21 protein-coding genes and 1 riboswitch are annotated in these 16,013 nt (G+C 67.9%); of the genes, 8 read left to right on the forward strand and 13 right to left on the reverse strand.

What is annotated here, in order from left to right; translation table 11 throughout:
• The coding region (locus ACIO52_RS00005; protein ID WP_402640341.1) for an FAD-dependent oxidoreductase at window positions 1-560 on the reverse strand (560 nt) is incomplete at its 3' end.
• 189 nt (window positions 561-749) lie between these two features.
• Between ACIO52_RS00005 and ACIO52_RS00010 the strand changes: the two genes are divergently transcribed.
• The 3 genes from ACIO52_RS00010 (at window position 750) to ACIO52_RS00020 (ending at window position 3,025) form a co-directional block, all read left to right on the forward strand.
• Window positions 750-1,208: a hypothetical protein gene (locus tag ACIO52_RS00010; protein ID WP_402640344.1), complete on the forward strand. Its 459-nt coding sequence runs from the start codon at window positions 750-752 to the stop codon at window positions 1,206-1,208.
• A gap of 46 nt (window positions 1,209-1,254) precedes the next feature.
• Window positions 1,255-1,372, forward strand: a riboswitch (SAM riboswitch).
• A gap of 17 nt (window positions 1,373-1,389) precedes the next feature.
• Window positions 1,390-1,806 (forward strand): rhodanese-like domain-containing protein, encoded by a 417-nt coding sequence (locus ACIO52_RS00015; RefSeq protein WP_218722192.1) that lies wholly within the window; start codon window positions 1,390-1,392, stop codon window positions 1,804-1,806.
• A gap of 10 nt (window positions 1,807-1,816) precedes the next feature.
• Window positions 1,817-3,025 (forward strand): O-succinylhomoserine sulfhydrylase, encoded by a 1,209-nt coding sequence (locus ACIO52_RS00020; RefSeq protein WP_342801835.1) that lies wholly within the window; start codon window positions 1,817-1,819, stop codon window positions 3,023-3,025.
• A 71-nt stretch (window positions 3,026-3,096) separates the two neighbouring features.
• Here the strand turns inward: ACIO52_RS00020 and ACIO52_RS00025 are convergent, their stop codons facing one another.
• From ACIO52_RS00025 to ACIO52_RS00035, 3 genes are all read right to left on the reverse strand, one after another.
• The gene (locus ACIO52_RS00025; RefSeq protein ID WP_402640348.1) at window positions 3,097-3,612 is read right to left on the reverse strand and encodes a hypothetical protein; all 516 of its coding nucleotides are present in this window, start codon (window positions 3,610-3,612) and stop codon (window positions 3,097-3,099) included.
• On the reverse strand, window positions 3,609-4,316 hold the full coding sequence (locus ACIO52_RS00030) for a hypothetical protein (protein WP_402640351.1): 708 nt from the start codon (window positions 4,314-4,316) through the stop codon (window positions 3,609-3,611). Before ACIO52_RS00030 ends, ACIO52_RS00025 begins: the two co-directional genes overlap by 4 nt.
• 103 nt (window positions 4,317-4,419) lie before the next feature.
• The gene (locus ACIO52_RS00035) at window positions 4,420-4,794 is read right to left on the reverse strand and encodes a hypothetical protein (RefSeq protein ID WP_218722187.1); all 375 of its coding nucleotides are present in this window, start codon (window positions 4,792-4,794) and stop codon (window positions 4,420-4,422) included.
• A gap of 104 nt (window positions 4,795-4,898) precedes the next feature.
• On the opposite strand from ACIO52_RS00035, the gene ACIO52_RS00040 reads away from it, so the two are divergent.
• Complete coding sequence (locus tag ACIO52_RS00040; RefSeq protein WP_342801839.1) at window positions 4,899-5,438, forward strand: hypothetical protein; 540 nt, start codon at window positions 4,899-4,901, stop codon at window positions 5,436-5,438.
• 12 nt (window positions 5,439-5,450) lie between these two features.
• On the opposite strand, the gene ACIO52_RS00045 is transcribed toward ACIO52_RS00040, so the two are convergent.
• The 3 genes from ACIO52_RS00045 to ACIO52_RS00055 all read right to left on the reverse strand — a co-directional run bounded on the left by ACIO52_RS00045 (window position 5,451) and on the right by ACIO52_RS00055 (window position 7,209).
• On the reverse strand, window positions 5,451-5,798 hold the full coding sequence (locus ACIO52_RS00045) for a hypothetical protein (RefSeq protein ID WP_218722185.1): 348 nt from the start codon (window positions 5,796-5,798) through the stop codon (window positions 5,451-5,453).
• Between the two features lie 89 nt (window positions 5,799-5,887).
• Window positions 5,888-6,985 (reverse strand): flotillin family protein, encoded by a 1,098-nt coding sequence (locus ACIO52_RS00050; protein ID WP_218722184.1) that lies wholly within the window; start codon window positions 6,983-6,985, stop codon window positions 5,888-5,890.
• Window positions 6,986-6,987: 2 nt separating this feature from the next.
• The gene (locus ACIO52_RS00055; RefSeq protein ID WP_218722183.1) at window positions 6,988-7,209 is read right to left on the reverse strand and encodes a hypothetical protein; all 222 of its coding nucleotides are present in this window, start codon (window positions 7,207-7,209) and stop codon (window positions 6,988-6,990) included.
• Between the two features lie 120 nt (window positions 7,210-7,329).
• Between ACIO52_RS00055 and ACIO52_RS00060 the strand changes: the two genes are divergently transcribed.
• Window positions 7,330-7,953 (forward strand): DJ-1/PfpI family protein, encoded by a 624-nt coding sequence (locus ACIO52_RS00060; RefSeq protein ID WP_402640357.1) that lies wholly within the window; start codon window positions 7,330-7,332, stop codon window positions 7,951-7,953.
• Window positions 7,950-8,402 (forward strand): MarR family winged helix-turn-helix transcriptional regulator, encoded by a 453-nt coding sequence (locus ACIO52_RS00065; RefSeq protein WP_218722181.1) that lies wholly within the window; start codon window positions 7,950-7,952, stop codon window positions 8,400-8,402. The genes ACIO52_RS00060 and ACIO52_RS00065 overlap by 4 nt, the downstream gene beginning before the upstream one ends.
• 75 nt (window positions 8,403-8,477) lie before the next feature.
• On the opposite strand, the gene ACIO52_RS00070 is transcribed toward ACIO52_RS00065, so the two are convergent.
• From ACIO52_RS00070 to ACIO52_RS00085, 4 genes are all read right to left on the reverse strand, one after another.
• The gene (locus tag ACIO52_RS00070; RefSeq protein ID WP_218722180.1) at window positions 8,478-9,026 is read right to left on the reverse strand and encodes a YceI family protein; all 549 of its coding nucleotides are present in this window, start codon (window positions 9,024-9,026) and stop codon (window positions 8,478-8,480) included.
• Between the two features lie 25 nt (window positions 9,027-9,051).
• Window positions 9,052-9,672 carry an FMN reductase gene (locus tag ACIO52_RS00075; protein ID WP_218722179.1) on the reverse strand — a complete coding sequence of 207 codons (621 nt, stop codon included), beginning with the start codon at window positions 9,670-9,672 and terminating at the stop codon, window positions 9,052-9,054.
• The gene (locus ACIO52_RS00080; protein WP_218722178.1) at window positions 9,669-10,760 is read right to left on the reverse strand and encodes an LLM class flavin-dependent oxidoreductase; all 1,092 of its coding nucleotides are present in this window, start codon (window positions 10,758-10,760) and stop codon (window positions 9,669-9,671) included. The genes ACIO52_RS00075 and ACIO52_RS00080 overlap by 4 nt, the downstream gene beginning before the upstream one ends.
• Before the next feature lie 88 nt (window positions 10,761-10,848).
• A complete protein-coding gene (locus tag ACIO52_RS00085; RefSeq protein WP_255588796.1) occupies window positions 10,849-11,607 on the reverse strand; it encodes an HAD-IIA family hydrolase in 759 nt (252 codons plus the stop codon).
• Window positions 11,608-11,772: 165 nt separating this feature from the next.
• On the opposite strand from ACIO52_RS00085, the gene fgd reads away from it, so the two are divergent.
• Entirely contained in the window at window positions 11,773-12,783 is a 1,011-nt protein-coding gene (fgd, locus tag ACIO52_RS00090; RefSeq protein WP_218722176.1) for a glucose-6-phosphate dehydrogenase (coenzyme-F420), read from the forward strand.
• 104 nt (window positions 12,784-12,887) lie between these two features.
• Here the strand turns inward: fgd and ACIO52_RS00095 are convergent, their stop codons facing one another.
• Both ACIO52_RS00095 and ACIO52_RS00100 read right to left on the reverse strand, forming a co-directional pair.
• Window positions 12,888-13,271, reverse strand: coding sequence for a MerR family transcriptional regulator (locus ACIO52_RS00095; RefSeq protein ID WP_402640363.1), 384 nt, complete (start codon window positions 13,269-13,271; stop codon window positions 12,888-12,890).
• A gap of 78 nt (window positions 13,272-13,349) precedes the next feature.
• Window positions 13,350-13,856 (reverse strand): nitroreductase/quinone reductase family protein, encoded by a 507-nt coding sequence (locus ACIO52_RS00100; protein ID WP_316576314.1) that lies wholly within the window; start codon window positions 13,854-13,856, stop codon window positions 13,350-13,352.
• A gap of 74 nt (window positions 13,857-13,930) precedes the next feature.
• Between ACIO52_RS00100 and pta the strand changes: the two genes are divergently transcribed.
• Entirely contained in the window at window positions 13,931-16,009 is a 2,079-nt protein-coding gene (gene pta, locus ACIO52_RS00105; RefSeq protein WP_342801840.1) for a phosphate acetyltransferase, read from the forward strand.
• Window positions 16,010-16,013: the final 4 nt, after the last annotated feature.

Genomic DNA, 16,013 nt, shown 5'->3' on the forward strand with positions numbered 1-16,013 from the left:
AGCCCCTTGTAGACGTTCGGCGGGATCTCGGTCGGCAGCAGCTCGTCACCGGTCTTGGCCAGCACGCGCGCCACGTCGAGGGCGACGTTGCCGACGCCGAGCACGGCGACCTTCTCCGCGTCCAGCGGCCACGAGCGCGGCACGTCGGGGTGTCCGTCGTACCAGGACACGAAGTCGGCGGCACCGTAGGAACCGTCGAGGTCGATGCCGGGGATCGGCAGGGCGCGGTCGGCGTTGGCGCCGGTGGAGAAGATGACCGCGTCGTAGAACTGGCGCAGGTCGTCGAGGGTGATGTCGGTGCCGTAGTCGATGTTGCCGAGCAGGCGCACCTGGTCTTTGTCGAGGACCTTGTGCAGGGCGGTGATGATGCCCTTGATGCGCGGGTGGTCGGGGGCGACGCCGTAGCGGATCAGGCCGAAGGGCGCGGGCATGCGCTCGTAGAGGTCGATGCTGACATCGGCATCGGACTTCATCAATGCGTCGGCGGCGTAGATACCGGCCGGTCCTGCGCCCACGATCGCAATGCGGAGCGGGCGGGTCGCTGCACTCTGTTCGGTCATTTTCTACGCGCACCCTTTGGTCGAGAACTGTTGACGGCGTCGATTTAGCTTAGGCTAAGTTGACGATCCGGCTGCTGGCAGCTGCCTTCCGAGTCGGCAGCGCACCGCATTCTGGCGATTCTATCTGCGGCGTTGTGGCCACCCGGCGTGCGGTGTGGTTGCCCGCACCGGGTCTGTCAGGATTACAGCATGAACGAGGAGCAGACAGGCTCGGACGACCAGTCCATCGTGGTGGATCAGACCGACAAGCGTTCCATCGTCCCGTTCGTCGCGGCCGCGGTGATCGCGGTCATCGTGCTCATCGGCATCGTGCTCGGCGGCCTGCTCTCGCCCGCTGAGAAAAATGTCACAGAGGCCGACCGTCTCGCCGCCGCTGTCACCAACTATATCGACGCGCGCTCGCGCAGCGAGCTGCGTCCGCCGGCCGGTGTCGCCTGCCCCGGCTTCGACGAGGAGAAATCCGGCCTGTCGGAGCGGCTCGGCGGCCCGAAATCGGCAGTGACGATCGACAAGAAGAGTTTCGACAAGGCGACGGTGAACGGCGACCGGGCCAAGATCGACGCCACCGTGCAGATCGGCGACACGTCCGCCACCAGCACCTGGAACCTGACCAGGGTGGACGGCACCTGGCTGGTCTGCACTCCGTAGCACTGTTTGACACGGTGACCTGTGCCGGGGCAATCTCAGATCGCAAGGTCATGAGTACCAGCGCCAAGCCCCGGCTCGCTGGTCGGCAACCCTCCTCCGCGGTGGGGTGCTCCGGGTGACGACCTGGCCGTGTGTCCGGACAACCGGCACGGCAAGAGCGGATTCACGCAGGAGGTTCGACATGACTTACGCCGGCGACATCACCCCTGAGAAGGCGTGGGAGATCCTGACCGAGCACCCCGACGCGGTGCTGGTCGACGTGCGCACCGAAGGCGAGTGGGCGCAGATCGGTATCCCCGACACCAGTTCGATCGAGCGCCCGGCCCACTTCATCGAGTGGGTCGACGGCACCGGAACCCGCAATCCGAACTTCGGCGCGCAGCTCGAGCAGGCGCTGGGTGATCGGCCGGACGGCGCGCCGGTGGTGTTCCTGTGTCGCTCCGGCCAGCGCTCCATCGGGGCGGCGACCGTGGCGACCGCGGCGGGCATCACCCCGTCCTACAACGTGCTGGACGGTTTCGAGGGCGGTCCCGACGCGTTCGGGCAGCGCGGCAGCGTCGGCTGGCGCGCGGTCGGCCTGCCGTGGCGTCAGGCATAAGGAGAACAGCATGATCACCGGTGGTTCGTTCGACAAGCCACTGCCCGAGGGCGTCGGCCCGGCCACTCTCGGCGTCCGCGGCGGCCTGCGCCGCTCCGGCTTCGAGGAGACCTCCGAGGCGCTGTACCTGACCTCGGGTTTCGTCTACGAGAGCGCCGAGGCCGCCGAGGCGTCCTTCACCGGCGAGGTCGAGCACTTCGTCTACTCGCGTTACGGCAACCCGACCGTGGCCATGTTCGAGGAGCGCATCCGGCTGCTCGACGGCGCCGAGGCCGCGTTCGCCACCGCCTCCGGCATGTCCGCGGTGTTCACCGCGCTGGGCGCGCTGCTGAAGGCGGGCGATCGCCTCGTCGCGGCCCGCAGCCTGTTCGGCTCGTGCTTCGTGGTGTGCAACGAGATCCTGCCGCGCTGGGGCGTGGAGACCGTCTTCGTCGACGGTGACGACCTCGAGCAGTGGGAGCAGGCGCTCTCGGTCCCCACCCAGGCCGTGTTCTTCGAGACCCCGGCCAACCCGATGCAGACCCTCGTCGATGTCCGCAAGGTCACCGAGCTCGCGCACGCCGCGGGCGCGAAGGTGGTGCTGGACAACGTCTTCGCCACCCCGCTGTTACAGCGCGGCTTCGAACTCGGCGCCGACGTGGTGGTCTACTCCGGCACCAAGCACATCGACGGCCAGGGCCGCGTGCTCGGCGGCGCAATCCTCGGCGCCCAGGACTACATCGACGGCCCGGTCAAGAACCTGATGCGCCACACCGGCCCCGCGCTGAGCCCGTTCAACGCCTGGACCCTGCTCAAGGGCCTGGAGACGATGCCGCTGCGTGTGCGCCAGTCCACCGAGTCGGCACTGCGGGTCGCCCGGTTCCTGGAGACGAACAAGTCGGTCAACTGGGTGAAATACCCCTTCCTCGAGTCCCACCCGCAGCACGCCCTCGCCACCGCCCAGATGTCCGGCGGCGGCACGGTCGTCACCTTCGAACTGGCCGGCGACGACGGCAAGAAGCGCGCCTTCGAGGTCCTCAACCGCCTGCGCATCATCGATATCTCCAACAACCTCGGTGACGCGAAGACCCTGATCACCCACCCCGCCACGACGACCCACCGTGCGATGGGCCCCGAAGGCCGCGCCTCGATCGGCCTCTCCGACGGCGTGGTCCGCATCTCGGTCGGCCTCGAGGACATCGAGGACCTCCTCGGCGACCTCGACCACGCCCTGCGCTGAGTCCGCGAATACCCCGGGTCAGCCTCTCGAAACGAGACTCGGCCGGCCGTCCTGGGGCTTTCGATCGGTTGTTACAGCGGGTGGGGACTGCAGAAGGAGCGGAAGGTCTTCCCGTCCTGCGCGGCGACATCGGCCGCGTTCAGCCAGCCCACTCCCTGGAACCAGTAGGTATCGGCGGGGTGCGCCGCGGAGTCCCGCACAATGGTCTCGATGTCGGCGGCCACGCCCGAACCCGCGTCGATCTGCGTGAGGTAGAGCTTTCTCTCGTTTCTCCACTCGAAGCCAGGAGGGAGCGGCTCCGCGATCTTCCAGCCGGGGTTCGGTCCGACTGTCAAATACTCGATATCGGTTCCCGCTCCGCTCGCGGGAACCAGAATGAGCGCGGAGTGGCTCGGCTCGAAGGCGACAACGGCCCGTTCGGCGCCAAGGCACCGCGATCCGGTCCAGATCCGCAATTCACCATCGGTGATCCGCGCGCCGAAGGCATCCGGTAGCCCTGGCCGCAGGTCCACTTGGTCTTTGCCGAATATGCCGCAGGAGGTCAGCAGCGCAGCGATGGCGACGAGTACGGCGGCCCGGCGAATCATTTCTTGTATCCCCCGTCGTGCAGGCCGGCGTCTTCTTCGATCTCGTCGTCACTGTCGGTCCACCACGCCTTCAGACCGGACCAGGCCACCGACCCGATCATGCCTGCGTATCCCTTCTCCGCCCACTGCTGGGAGTGCCGTTCCTCGTGGTGCAACAGGCGATCCAGATCGGTCGTACTCTGCTGTGGTCCGCTCCCGTTGTCGAACCACTTACTTCCGGATTCGGCGATCTCGCGCAGCTGGCCGGCCGGGTCGTCGAGGTCATCGAGATTCATCATGAAGATGTCGCCGTAGGTGGTGCCACCCTTTTGGCTGTACAAATCCTGTAGCTCGTTGCCCCCGAGTCCCATGAGCATGCCGTTGGGTGTGGTTGCGAGCCGCCCACCGTTGCTATCGATGAACGCTACGTCTTGGTCGTAGCTCCAGTCGTTCTTGTCCTGCCGGTCGATGATCCGCTGTACTTCCGCACTGGAGTACGGCGTTTCCTCGAAGTCGTTGACGACACCCGGTACCAGGCCGGCCTTGTCGTAGTCGGTGCCCGCGTTGAGGATGTAGGTCATGAGCACCGCCTTCTGCGCATCGTCGCCGCTGGTGCCGGAAGGCATGATGAAGTAGGTCTTGCCGTCTTTGTCGGTGACCGGCTCCATTCCGTCGAGCACGGTGAAGTCCTCCGGGGTGATGCCGTGCGTGCCGGCGATCTCCACGATGGTCTCCGGTGACACGCCCCGCCGTTCCGCGCCTGCTGCAGATCGGCGGGCACGCCGGCGACGTTCTTGCCCGCCGCGAGGTCCTGGATCTCCTGGGTGGTCAGTCCCTTGGGCCGGTGCGCCATGATGGCGGCGGCCTCGGTGTAATCACCGCGCCGCAGCGCGGCGGCGAGCGCGGCACCGTCTGCGCGAAGTCCTCATCTGTGGCCTGAATACTCGACGCAGTGGCGGTCACCGCCGTCGAGATCTCGTGCAACCGATTGGTCACCCGCCAATAGGCGCCTTCGATGAACTCACCCAGCTGTACGCACGCCGCCACCACGTCGGTTCCGGCTACCGCCGTACCGAGATGATCGGATTCGCAACGGACGTCCCGTTGGTCGATCTCTCGACCGACGTCATCGAGGACCGTCACCAGCTTGCCCAATTCATCGATATCGGCCTGCAACATCCGCCCGCCCCCGGCCTCGATCACGTTCTTGTCCGGGAACCTAACACGTCCCCCGAGATCTTGCCGTGGTGCCGGGCTGTCAACCGCCATCGTTACCGGATGGCTTGGCGCGCTGTTAGTTTCGGGTGATGAACGCCGAGGAGCGCGCGGCCTACTATGCCGAGAACGATCGCCGCAGGCAGCGGGCGCAACAGCTCTTCGACGAGCGGACCTGGCACTTCCCGATCGACGACTCGATCGAGGCGTGGGCAGGCCGCACCTACACCGGGCCCGCCACCGAGCTGCCACTGCGCGAGGAGCACCGGGGTCCGTGGTCCGCGGAGGTCGGTTACGCCACGGCCATCGGCCTCACCGGGGTCATGGGGAAGATTCTCGATCGCGCGGTGGCCGACGGGATCGTGCGGCTGCCCGAACCGGGTCGGATCGATTCGGCCTACTCGACCCGGCACGAGTACTACGAGACCACCGACGGCATCGGCTACGGCTTCTATCCCGCCCGTACCGACGAGCTCATCGTCTACGCCGGCGCGGCGGTGAAGTTCGCGGCGATCGAGCGATGGCCCGAGGTCGGGCCCGATGCCGCGGTGCGGGTCGTGCGTGCGGTGATCGCCACCTTCGCCAGCCCACGGCCGGGTTTCCGGCAGGCCCCGTCGAACTGGCGGGGGTGACGGTCTTCGGCGCTACGAGGGCACTGCGGCGTCGAGGACAGCGAGCACCTCGTCGAGCTTTCCTATGACGAAGAGTTCGGTGCCGGTGTCGGTCTCGATGCGCAGGCGAGTGCGCAGGCCACCGCTGAACAGTCCACCGTCCGGACTCTGTCGGCCGATGGCACGCACCCGGCTCAGCGGTATCTCCCAGCGCTTGCCACCGGTGAGCGCGTCCAGATGATTGGGCACGAAGAGCAGGCGGGTGTCGGTCAGGGAGAGGCGTCCGCCGACGGCCCGGCCACCCTGCGTTCGATTGGCGAGCTGCTGCCAGATCACCTTCTCGGCGGCGCCCAGCTCGGGGTTACCGATCCACAATCCCATCAGTCATTCCTTGCGTCGATCCCGGCGTTCGTGCCAGAGAATCGACATCCGGTCGGGCACCGTTAATGGCGCCCGGCCGGATGCCGGGATCAGACCTTGTCGACCTCGCCGTTGGACAACGCCTTCTGCAAGGAGTTGAAGACGGTCAGGCCCTGGCCGACCATGCCGTTGACCAGTTCGCCGACGCCGTCGGGCCCGTTGAGGACGGTGAGGTTGGCGTTGGCGAGGCCGTTGGAGGCCTGCTTGACGATTTCGGGCAGTTGCTCGATGAGCAACTGGTCCAGGGCGATCCGGTTGTTGGAGGCGGCGGCCTCGGCCTGGATGCGGGTGCGGTCGGCTTCGGCCTCGGCGAGGATGCGGACGCGTTCCGCTTCGGCCAGTGCGGGTTTCACGACCTCGGCCTGGAGTTCCTGCTCGCGCAGTTCGGCGTTCTTGCGGGCCTGCTCGGCCTGGGCGGTGAGGACTTCCTGGCGGGCGATGGCGTCGGCGAGCGGACCCGCTTGGGCCGCTTCGGCATTGGCCTTGTCGATGTCGCGCTGGTACTGCGCCTTGAGGATCGCGGTCTCCCGCTCGTACTCGGCGCGGCGGCGCAGCGATTCCTGTTCGGCCTCGGCGGCGCGCTGGGCGGCCTGAGCCTGGGCGATCTGGGCATCGCGCTGCACGGCGGCGTTGTGCGGTGCGGCCAGGGCATTGATGTAGCCCAGGTTGCCGTCGTCGATGGACTGGATCTGGAACGAGTCGACCCACAGGCCGATATTGCTCATCTCCACCTTCGAGGCGAGCAGCACCTCGTCGGCCAGCTTCTGGCGTTCGCGGATGATCTCCTCGACTGTCATCGAGCCGACGATGGAGCGCAGGTGACCGGAGAAGATGCGGCCGGTGAGCACCGACATCTCCTGCTCCTGCTCGGACAGGAAGCGCTGGGCCGCGTTGACGATCGAGGAGGTGTCGTTGGCGACCTTGAACGCGATCACCGCGCGCACGTCGAGCTGGATGGCCTGCTTGGTGACGCAGCGTTCCCTGATCTCGGACTCGAACATGGCCAGCGACAGGTAGCGGACCTTGCGGAACAGCGGCACCACCCAGGTGCCGCGGCCGATGACCACCTTGAAGGGGGCGTTGTCCTTGGTCTTGGCGCCGCTGACCAGCATCGCCTCGTCGGGATCGGGAACGTGATAACCCAGCATGTTCAGTCCTCCTTGGTGAGCGGAATCCAGGCGACGACGTCGACCAGCCGGCCGGGATGCACCGCGACGATCAGAACGGTGGCACCGGCCGGGAGGGGCTCGTCGGCCCGCGCGAGGTAGGTCTCGGTTCCCCCGCGGATCGCCACGAGTACTTCGCCCAGCGCGCCCGCGGCCCGGATCGGTGACGTGAGCGTGCCCGTGAGGCCGTGCACCGGGTCGGTCATCGCGCTGAGTCTCCTTGTCTCGCATCGAATGACGTCAGCGTACGATGCGCGGCCTGCCGATGGGTTTCAATATTCTTATTGACAGCTTGCTGTCAATTATGACAGGATACTGTCATGACGATGCGAACAGTTCACATGGCCGTGTACGACACTCTCGCCGACTGGGAGGTGGGCGCCGCCACCGCGCACATCGCCAACGGTGGTTGGCATCGCGAGCCGGGCACGTTCGAGGTGAAGACGGTCGGGCTCAGCACCGAACCGATCACCACGATGGGCCGACTGCGGGTCACCCCGGACCTCGCGCTGGCCGATCTCGACCCGGCCGACAGCGTGATGCTGATCCTGCCCGGCGCGGATCTGTGGGAGGGTGAGGAGCTGGTGCCGTTCGCGGAGAAGGCGCGTCAGTTCCTCGACGCGGGCGTGCCGGTCGCCGGAATCTGCGGCGCCACCTTCGGATTGGCCAAGGCGGGCCTGCTCGATGATCGCGCGCACACCTCCAACGCGGCCGAATACCTGGTCTACAGCGGATATTCGGGTGCCGAACACTATGTGGAGGCGCAGGCGGTCACCGACCGCGACGTGATCACCGCCGACGCCATGTCGCCGTTCGAGTTCGCCAGGGAGATCTTCACCCGCCTCGAGGTGTCTGAGCCGCACGTCATCGACGCCTGGTACGTCCTGTTCGCGCACCGCGACCCGGCGGCCTACGCGGTGCTCGCCGAGTACGAAGCCGCCAACGCGTGACAGCCGGCGAGCAGGAACTGTTCTCGACCGCGGCGATCACCTCGTTCAAGCTCAACGGCCAATTCCTCGCCATCGCCGAGGAATTGGCCGCCCCGGCCGGTCTCACCGCGGCCTGGTGGCAGGTGCTCGGCGCGGTGCTCGCCGAACCGCTGCCGGTCGCGGGCATCGCCCGCGCGATGGGCATCACCCGGCAGAGTGTGCAGCGCATCGCCGACCTGCTCGTCGACAAGGGACTGTGCGAATACCGGCCCAACCCCGCGCACAAGCGGGCGAAGCTGGTCGCGGCGACGGAATCGGGCCGCGCGGCGGTCCAGCGCATCAATCCGCAGCACGCGAGAATCGCTCGCCGCCTCGCCGACGAGCTCGGTCCGGTGGAGTTCGCGGCGATCGTGGCCGCGCTGACCCGGCTGTCCGCCGCGGTCGAGGCGATCACCGTCGCCGAGGAGTGAGGTCGTCGGCAGCCGGCACACCGACGCCCCCGTCGCCGAAGTGGCGACGGGGGCGTCGGACTGTGCGGTCGGAGCTCAGCTCTGGAGGCCGACCTCGATCTCGAGGGTGAGGGTGATCTTGTCGCCGATGACGGCGCCGCCGTCGGGCAGCGGCATGTCGATGTCGAGGCCGAAGTCACGGCGCGAGACCACGGTCTTGGCTTCGAAACCGGCGACCGGGCCGTTGCCCATGCCCTCGTTGACGCCGAGGAACTCGACCTCGAGGGAGACCGGCTTGGTGTTGCCGCGCACGGTGAACTCGCCGTCGACGACGAAGTCGCTGCCCTCGCCGCGGAACCCGGTGGACTTGAAGGTCATCACAGGAAACTGTTCGGCGTGGAAGAAGTCGGCGGTGCGCAGGTGGCCGTCGCGCTGGGCGTTGTCGGTGGTCAGCGAGTCGACGCGGATCTCGGCGTGCGCGGAGGCGGTGCCGTCCTCGCCGATGACGAGCGCGCCGTCGAAGTCGGTGAAGCGGCCGCGGACCTTGCTCACCATGAGGTGACGTACGGAGAAGCCGACGGTGGAGTGAGCGGGGTCGATGGCCCAGGTGCCCGCGGTGAGGCCGTTGGCGATGGCGGTGGTCATGGGAACTCCTTGTGGGGGTTGGGTTCTAGCGTGGGAGGTTGGCGGCGAGCAGATCCGCGAACGGGGTCGGCTCGTCGTACGGGTCGGCGGGTCCGGCGCTGGGCCTGCCGAGGATCTGGGTGGCGAATTCGCTTGCGGCGCGGTCTATCCGGTTGTTCAGCGCCTGGTCGGCACCGTGGGCGCCCCAGTCCGACGACGCGGCGTACACGGCGGTGGGTACGACGATCGAGCGCAGGTAGGCGAACAGTGGACGCACCGCGTGTTCGAGGGCCAGCGAGTGCCGTTCGGTGCCGCCGGTGGCACCGGCCAGCACCGGCTTGCCCGCGAGCGAATCCGGTTCCAGCACATCGAAGAAGGTCTTGAACAGACCGCTGTAGGAGGCGCTGAAGATCGGCGTCACCGCGATGAGCCCGTCGGCGGTGACGACCTGGTCGATCGCCGAGCGCAGCGACGGCGCGGGGAATCCGGTGATCAGGTTGTCGGCGAGTTCGCGGGCGTGATCGCGCAGGTCGACGAAGTCGAGTTCGACCTCGGCGCCGCCGGCGCGCAGCTCTCGTGCGGTGGCGGTGGCCAGCCGGTCGGCCAGCAGCCGGGTCGACGAGGGCTGCGACAGCCCGGCCGACACCACCGCGATGCGAGTGGTCATGCGGTCACCTCCGTGGTGGTCTCGGCGGCGAGCAGCGAGGCGTGGGTCGGCGCGTCCGGCACGTGCGCGGGACGCCCGGCGGCGAATTCCTTGCGCAGCACCGGAATCACTTCCTCGCCGAGCAGGTCGAGCTGTTCGAGCACCGTCTTCAGCGGCAGGCCGGCGTGGTCGACCAGGAACAGCTGGCGCTGGTAGTCGCCGAAGTGCTCGCGGAAGGTGAGCGTCTTCTCGATGACCTGCTCCGGGCTGCCCACGGTGAGCGGGGTCTGCTCGGTGAATTCCTCCAGCGACGGGCCGTGTCCGTAGACGGGCGCGTTGTCGAAGTACGGGCGGAACTCGCGGATCGCGTCCTGGGAGTTCTTGCGCACGAACACCTGGCCGCCGAGGCCGACGATGGCCTGGTCGGCGCTGCCGTGGCCGTAGTGCTCGTAGCGGCGGCGGTACAGCTCGATCAGCCGCTGGAAGTGGTCGGTGGGCCAGAAGATGTGGTTGGCGAAGAAGCCGTCGCCGTAGTAGGCGGCCTGCTCGGCGATCTCCGGGCTACGGATGGAGCCGTGCCAGACGAACGGCGGGACGTCGTCGAGCGGGCGCGGGGTGGAGGTGAACGACTGTAGCGGCGTGCGGAACTTGCCCTCCCAGTCCACGACGTCCTCGCGCCACAGGCGGTGCAGCAGGTGGTAGTTCTCGATGGCCAGCGGGATGCCGTCGCGGATGTCCTTGCCGAACCACGGGTAGACCGGGCCGGTGTTGCCGCGGCCGAGCATCAGGTCGACCCGGCCGTCGGCCAGGTGCTGCAACATCGCGAAGTCCTCGGCGATCTTGACCGGGTCGTTCGTGGTGATCAGCGTGGTGGAGGTGGACAGCAGGATCTTGTCGGTGCGGCCCGCGATGTAGCCGAGCATGGTGGTCGGCGAGGACGGCACGAAGGGCGGATTGTGGTGCTCGCCCATCGCGAACACGTCGAGTCCCACCTCCTCGGCCTTCTGCGCGATCGCGACCATCGCCTTGATCCGCTCGGCCTCGGTGGGGGTGCGGCCGTTCGTGGGGTCGGTGGTCACATCGCCCACGGTGAAGATTCCGAACTGCACGGGCCCTCCTCGACTCGCTTTGGTTGCCATGGCAACTATAACCAGCGAGGGCGGGAACCTATTCCACTGTGAGGCAGCTCACATGCAGCTACTCCGGGAAGGGGGAGCGGGTGCGGCCGATCAGGTCGGCGACCGAGTCGACGACCAGGGTGGGGCGGAACGGGTATTTCTCGACCGAGTGCTTGGTGGAGATGCCCGAGGTGACCAGGATCGTGCGCAGGCCGGCTTCCAGGCCGGAGATGACGTCGGTGTCCATGCGGTCGCCGATCATCACCGTGGTCTGGGAGTGCGCGTCGATGCGGCGCAGGGCCGAGCGCATCATCAGCGGATTCGGCTTGCCCACGTAGTACGGGTCCTTGCCGGTGGCGTGAGTGATCAGCGCGGCGACCGACCCGGTCGCGGGCAACACGCCGTCGCGGGACGGACCGGTCGCGTCGGGATTGGTGGCGATGAAACGGGCGCCGCGATCGATCAGGCGGATCGCGGTCGTGATCGCCTCGAACGAATAGGTACGGGTCTCGCCGAGGACCACATAGTCGGGGTCGACGTCGGTGAGGACATAGCCGATCTCGTGCAGCGCGGTGGTCAGGCCGGACTCGCCGACGACGTAGGCGGTGCCGTTGGGGCGCTGGTCGTCGAGGAAGGTGGCGGTGGCCAGCGCCGAGGTCCAGATGGATTCCTCGGGGATGTCCAGGCCGGTCTGGCGCAGCCGGGCCTGCAGATCGCGTGGGGTGCGGATCGAGTTGTTGGTCAGGACCAGGAACGGGATCTCGTTGTCGCGCAGCTCGGTGAGGAATTCGTCGGCGCCCGGGATCAGTTGATCCTCGTGCACCAGCACGCCGTCCATGTCGGTCAGGTACGACAAGATCTGCTCATCCTTGGCGGTCACCAGCTAATCATCCGCTAAAACCGGCGGCGGTGCGAGCCACCGCTCCCGGAGAACTCGGTGACGGTGTTGGTTAGTGTCGATGCGGCAGGGGCCGCGACGAAGCGAACGACAGGAGTGGCTGAGATGGTTGATCTCAAGCTCGGATACAAGGCATCGGCAGAACAGTTCGGGCCGCGTGAGCTCGTCGAGCTGGCGGTGGCCGCCGAGGAGCACGGTCTCGACAGCGCGACAGTCAGCGATCACTTCCAGCCGTGGCGGCACGACGGCGGGCACGCGCCGTTCTCGCTGGCCTGGCTGGCCGCCACCGGTGAGCGCACCGAGCGGATCATGCTCGGCACCTCCGTGCTCACCCCCACCTTCCGCTACAACCCGGCGGTGATCGCCCAGGCCTTCGCCACCTTCGGCTGCCTGTACCCGGGCCGGGTGATGCTCGGGGTCGGCACCGGCGAGGCGCTCAACGAGATCGCCACCGGTTACAAGGGCGAATGGCCCGACTTCAAGGAGCGTTTCGCCCGGCTGCGCGAGGCGGTGTCGCTGATGCGCGCGCTGTGGACCGGCGAGCGTACCGATTTCGACGGCGAGTACTACCACACCGTCGGCGCCTCCATCTACGACGTGCCCAAGGGCGGCATCCCCGTCTACATCGCCGCGGGCGGCCCGGTCGTGGCCCGCTACGCCGGTCGCGCGGGCGACGGTTTCATCTGCACCTCGGGCAAGGGCATGGACCTCTACACCGAGAAGCTGCTGCCCGCGGTCGCCGAGGGCGCGGCCAAGGCCGAGCGCGACCTCGCCGGCATCGACAAGATGATCGAGATCAAGATCTCCTACGACACCGATCCCGAACTGGCGCTGCAGAACACGCGCTTCTGGGCCCCGCTGTCGCTGACCCCGGAGCAGAAGCACGACATCACCGACCCGATCGAGATGGAGGCCGCCGCCGACGCGCTGCCGATCGAGCAGGTCGCCAAGCGCTGGATCGTCGCCAGCGATCCCGACGAGGCCGTCGCCCAGATCAAGCCCTACCTGGACGCGGGCCTCAACCACCTGGTCTTCCACGCCCCCGGCCACGACCAGCTGCGCTTCCTCGACCTGTTCAAGCGCGACCTGGCACCCCGCCTGCGCGCGCTGGGCTGATCCTTCGACGCTCACCCGCCCGGGTGGTTCGGTGTCACGCCGAACCACCCGGGCGGTGTCGTCTCCGATGAGTGATCCTCCGGGACACCGGAATTCGACGCGACTCAGCGCAGCGAACAGGCGGGGTCGCCGGGTTCGGTGGCGAGGGCGTCGGCGAGCTGGGTGGCCAGCTGGGTCCGGATCGCGGCCAGGCGGCGGGTGGCCGCGTCGACCTCGTCGAGTTTGCGGCGCAACTCCTCCACGGAGTCGGGGCAGCCGTCGCCCGAGCCGTCGCCCGCCCGCAGACAGGCGACGAACGGGTGCATGTCGGCCAGTTCGAAGCCGACGGTGCGCAGGGCGTGGATCTTGCGGACGACGCGCAGTTCGACGTCGTCGTAGATCCGGTAGCCCTTGCCGTCGCGGCGCGGTTCGACCAGTCCGTGCTGTTCGTAGTAGCGCAGCGCGCGAGCGCTGGAACCGGTGCGCTCGGCCAGTTCGCCGATCAGCATGCGACCTCCTCGATGACCGTGGCCGTCACGGTAGACCTTGCCGCCGGTGTCAAGGCAACAACGCCGCGGCGGTCGGCCCTATGCCCGGCGCAGCGCGAACATGCGCAGGTCGCGCGTGGTCCGGTCGCGGTAGGCGGCGTAGGCGCCGGTGATCTCGATGAAGCGGGCGAACAGCGCTTCCTTGTCGGCGTCGGGTACCGGGGTGGCGACGACGGGGATGCGCTCACCCGCGATGGCCACGGTGGCCGCCGGGTTCGCCAGCAGGTTTCCCGTCCACGCGGGATGGTGCTCCTGGCCGAAGTTGGAGCCGACCACGTACAGGGTGTCGCCGTCGTGCACGTAGAGCAGCGGCTGGGTGCGCTGCGCGCCGGATTTGCGGCCGGTGGTGGTCAGCAGGATCACCGGCGCGCCGATCGGGCCGAGCACGGTGTACTTGGCGTCGGTCCGCTCGAGCAAGGCCCGATCCAGCGGGGTCACCGTGCGGATCAGCCAGGAACCCGGCTTCGTCGCGGCGAAACGATTGGCGGCGCGGGACAGGAGATTGGTGCGCGAACCCCATTGCCGATCCGGGAACTGCGATGTCATGGGCCGGACTATAACGCGGCCGATCGCGCCACACCGAACCCCCGAATCGCCGTCGATTAACTAAGCTCGCGACCATGGTCGAACATGCCACGTCCACCGTGTACATCGCTTCACCCGAGGGTGACACCGGAAAATCCACGGTGGCGCTGGGCGTGCTCCAGATGTTGTGCGCGACCACCGCGCGCGTCGGGGTGTTCCGCCCGATCACCCGCTCGACCGCCGAGCCCGACTACATCCTCGAACTGCTGCTCGAGCACAGCACCGCCGATATCGGCTACGAGCAGGCCATCGGCGTCACCTACGAGGACGTGCACCGCGACCCCGACGCCGCGATCAGCGAGATCGTCATGCGGTTCCACGACGTCGCCAAGGCCTGCGACGCGGTGGTGATCGTCGGCAGCGACTACACCGATGTCGCCAGCCCGAGCGAGCTGCGCTACAACGCGCGCATCGCGGTGAACCTGGGCGCGCCGGTGTTGCTGGTGGTGCGCGGCGCCGAACGCACGCCCACCGAGGTCAAGCAGCTGGTGGAGCTGTGTTCGACCGAGCTGTCCGCCGAGCACGCCCAGCTGGTCGCGGTCGTCGCCAACCGCTGCGCGCCCGCCGAGATCGACGAGATCGGCGCCGCGCTGGCCGGTTTCGACGTGCCGTCCTGGACGCTGCCCGAGGTGCCGCTGCTGATGGCGCCGACCATGGGCGAGCTGTGCGGCGCCATCGACGGCGAGATCTACAGCGGCGACCCGGAACTGCTGCAGCGCGAGGCGTTGCGGATCATGGTCGGTGGCATGACCGCCGAGCACATCCTGGAACGACTAACCGACGGAGTGGTCGTGATCGCCCCGGGCGACCGCTCCGATGTTCTGCTCAGCGTGGTGAACGCCCATGAGGCGGAGGGCTTTCCGTCGCTGGCCGGCGTCATCATGAACGGCGGCATCCGCCCCCATCCGGCCATCGCGCGCCTGATGGAGGGCCTGCACCCCAAACTGCCGATCCTCACCACCGAACTCGGCACCTACGACACCGCCAGCGCGGTACACCGCACCCGCGGCCGGATGTGGGCCGGCAGCCCGCTCAAGGTCGACACGGCGCTGGCATTGATGGAAGAGCGCGTCGACGCGCCGGAACTGCTGCGGCGCATCCAGGTACCGCCGTCGAACGTGGTCACCCCGCAGATGTTCGAGTACCGGCTGATCGAGCGGGCCAGGGCCGATCGCAAGCGGATCGTGCTGCCCGAGGGCGACGACGACCGCATCCTGCGCGCCGCGGGCCGGGTATTGCAGCGCAAGATCGCCGACCTCACCATCCTCGGTGACGAGACCTCGGTGCGGGCTCGCGCCGCCGAACTGGGCGTCGACATCGCCGCCGCGCAGGTGCTCGACCCACGCACTTCCGGCTACCTCGACGAGTTCGCCGCCGAGTACACCGAATTGCGCAAGCACAAGGGCATGACGCTCGAGCGTGCCCGCGAAACCATGGCCGACATCTCGTATTTCGGCACCATGATGGTCTACAAGGGGATCGCCGACGGCATGGTCTCCGGCGCCGCGCACACCACCGCGCACACCATCCGGCCCTCCTTCGAGATCATCAAAACGGTGCCCGGCGTCGCCACGGTGTCGAGCGTGTTCCTGATGTGCCTGGCCGATCGGGTGCTCGCCTACGGCGACTGCGCGGTGGTGCCCGACCCGACCTCGGAGCAGCTCTCCGATATCGCGATCTCCTCGGCGGGCACCGCTGCTCGGTTCGGGATCGATCCGCGGGTGGCGATGCTGTCGTACTCGACCGGGTCGTCGGGGTCGGGCGCCGATGTCGACAAGGTCAGGGTCGCCACCGAACTCGTGCGCGAACGCGCGCCGGAGCTGCCGGTGGAGGGGCCGATCCAGTACGACGCGGCGATCGAGCCGACGGTCGCCAGTACCAAGCTGCCCGACTCCGAGGTGGCCGGGCGGGCGACGGTGTTCGTCTTCCCCGACCTCAACACCGGTAACAACACCTACAAGGCCGTGCAGCGCAGCGCGGGCGCGGTCGCGATCGGCCCGGTGCTGCAGGGCCTGCGCAAACCCGTCAACGACCTCTCGCGCGGCGCGCTGGTCGCCGACATCGTCAACACGGTGGCGATCACCGCGATCCAGGCGCAGGGCGACCAGGCATGAGCGG

Source organism: Nocardia sp. NPDC087230, assembly GCF_044744725.1.
Classification (GTDB): domain Bacteria; phylum Actinomycetota; class Actinomycetes; order Mycobacteriales; family Mycobacteriaceae; genus Nocardia; species Nocardia canadensis.

Bases quoted from the DNA above. Each gene is read 5' to 3' on its own strand.
- ACIO52_RS00010 (WP_402640344.1), top strand. From the start codon at position 750: ATGAACGAGGAGCAGACAGGCTCGGACGACCAGTCCATCGTGGTGGAT.
- ACIO52_RS00015 (WP_218722192.1), top strand. From the start codon at position 1,390: ATGACTTACGCCGGCGACATCACCCCTGAGAAGGCGTGGGAGATCCTG.
- ACIO52_RS00020 (WP_342801835.1), top strand. From the start codon at position 1,817: ATGATCACCGGTGGTTCGTTCGACAAGCCACTGCCCGAGGGCGTCGGC.
- ACIO52_RS00025 (WP_402640348.1), bottom strand. From the start codon at position 3,612: ATGATTCGCCGGGCCGCCGTACTCGTCGCCATCGCTGCGCTGCTGACC.
- ACIO52_RS00040 (WP_342801839.1), top strand. From the start codon at position 4,899: ATGAACGCCGAGGAGCGCGCGGCCTACTATGCCGAGAACGATCGCCGC.
- ACIO52_RS00045 (WP_218722185.1), bottom strand. From the start codon at position 5,798: ATGGGATTGTGGATCGGTAACCCCGAGCTGGGCGCCGCCGAGAAGGTG.
- ACIO52_RS00050 (WP_218722184.1), bottom strand. From the start codon at position 6,985: ATGCTGGGTTATCACGTTCCCGATCCCGACGAGGCGATGCTGGTCAGC.
- ACIO52_RS00055 (WP_218722183.1), bottom strand. From the start codon at position 7,209: ATGACCGACCCGGTGCACGGCCTCACGGGCACGCTCACGTCACCGATC.
- ACIO52_RS00060 (WP_402640357.1), top strand. From the start codon at position 7,330: ATGCGAACAGTTCACATGGCCGTGTACGACACTCTCGCCGACTGGGAG.
- ACIO52_RS00070 (WP_218722180.1), bottom strand. From the start codon at position 9,026: ATGACCACCGCCATCGCCAACGGCCTCACCGCGGGCACCTGGGCCATC.
- ACIO52_RS00075 (WP_218722179.1), bottom strand. From the start codon at position 9,672: ATGACCACTCGCATCGCGGTGGTGTCGGCCGGGCTGTCGCAGCCCTCG.
- ACIO52_RS00085 (WP_255588796.1), bottom strand. From the start codon at position 11,607: ATGGACGGCGTGCTGGTGCACGAGGATCAACTGATCCCGGGCGCCGAC.
- fgd (WP_218722176.1), top strand. From the start codon at position 11,773: ATGGTTGATCTCAAGCTCGGATACAAGGCATCGGCAGAACAGTTCGGG.
- ACIO52_RS00095 (WP_402640363.1), bottom strand. From the start codon at position 13,271: ATGCTGATCGGCGAACTGGCCGAGCGCACCGGTTCCAGCGCTCGCGCG.
- ACIO52_RS00100 (WP_316576314.1), bottom strand. From the start codon at position 13,856: ATGACATCGCAGTTCCCGGATCGGCAATGGGGTTCGCGCACCAATCTC.
- pta (WP_342801840.1), top strand. From the start codon at position 13,931: ATGGTCGAACATGCCACGTCCACCGTGTACATCGCTTCACCCGAGGGT.